Raw genomic sequence first — 1,093 nt, 5'->3', positions numbered from 1 at the left:
TGAAATTCATTCGCGTAATAAAAAAGAACAAATCAACGCCGTTAAAAGAAAATTAAAAGCGACGAAGGCGCGCTTGACGACACTTCAAAAGATAAAAGGCTCTTTTGTCAAAGGAACACCGATGTTCAATAAAACATCACGTGAACAACAAAAAGGAGCCTTTTTTGTTGTGACATATAAGCATTCCACACGCTTATTTTACTGTGCTTATGATTTTGAACATCAATACCTTGATGTTGAAATCAAACACCTGAAGTCTCGCTTGGGCCAGTTGAACTTTAAGAAAGATCGATATGAAAAACAATTGATTCAATTGACAAACAAAGTGACGGGTGTATGTTTCGGGAGTAAGAAACTCGCGCGCGGCCGGTTAACGCAAAAGTCTTATCACGCTCATCCTGAGCGTTGGCAGAAAGATTGGGTAGCGGCGCGTTACGGTAAGATGACCATTTCGGGACGAAAGATGCCAAATCAGGTAACTTTGTCTTTCATTATCACCCAGAGACGCATACTCTTACCTTTAAGGCGATCAACCAATGCGTCATTCGTCTCGCTAACGTTGTTTTTCCTTATGGCCAAGATCATGTCAATCGTGCCATTCAGACACAAATGAACCTGAAAGATAAGAAAAAGTATGGGAAGCCTATCGGATGGTCACTTGAGGATCATGGTGACTACTACATCGTTAAATGCTTAATCGATGTGCCGCCTGCACCCTACCTGAATACCTCAACATCAATGGGTATGATTGGGGTTGATCTGAATGTAAATCATATCGCTGTCGCCAATGTCAACGCCATAGGTCAATGTGTGGATGCCTTCACGCTTTCATTTAACTTAGAGGATAAAACCAGTGGGCAGCAGGCGAAAATCATAGAAGCAGAGGTTATTGCCCTCGTTGACTATGCCGTTAAACATCATAAACCACTCGCCATTGAAAGATTGGATACGACGCGGTCCAAAGTGTCGCGTCCTTATGGACATAGCAAAGCCAATCACCGAATGAGTCAGTTTGCTTATCAAAAGATGATCATGTCAATCCGATCAAGAGCTGAAAAAATGGGGGTTGCTGTGTACATTGTTAATCCCGCTT

General features: G+C 42.3%; 1 protein-coding gene and 1 pseudogene. Both read left to right on the top strand.

All coding sequences use genetic code 11. The features are described from left to right. A pseudogene (locus JCM19043_RS17040) lies at window positions 1-613 on the top strand (hypothetical protein); the annotation flags it as partial. After that, a partial coding sequence (locus JCM19043_RS15695; RefSeq protein ID WP_156321455.1) for an IS200/IS605 family accessory protein TnpB-related protein occupies window positions 610-1,093 on the top strand: 484 nt, incomplete at its 3' end. The pseudogene JCM19043_RS17040 and the gene JCM19043_RS15695, both read left to right, overlap by 4 nt.

Origin of the sequence: Halolactibacillus sp. JCM 19043, from assembly GCF_001310395.1 — a bacterium.
Taxonomy (GTDB): Bacteria; Bacillota; Bacilli; order Bacillales; family Amphibacillaceae; genus Halolactibacillus; species Halolactibacillus miurensis.
The sequence above is the reverse complement of the archived record's forward strand: the minus strand, read 5'-3'. Positions and strand labels throughout refer to the sequence as shown.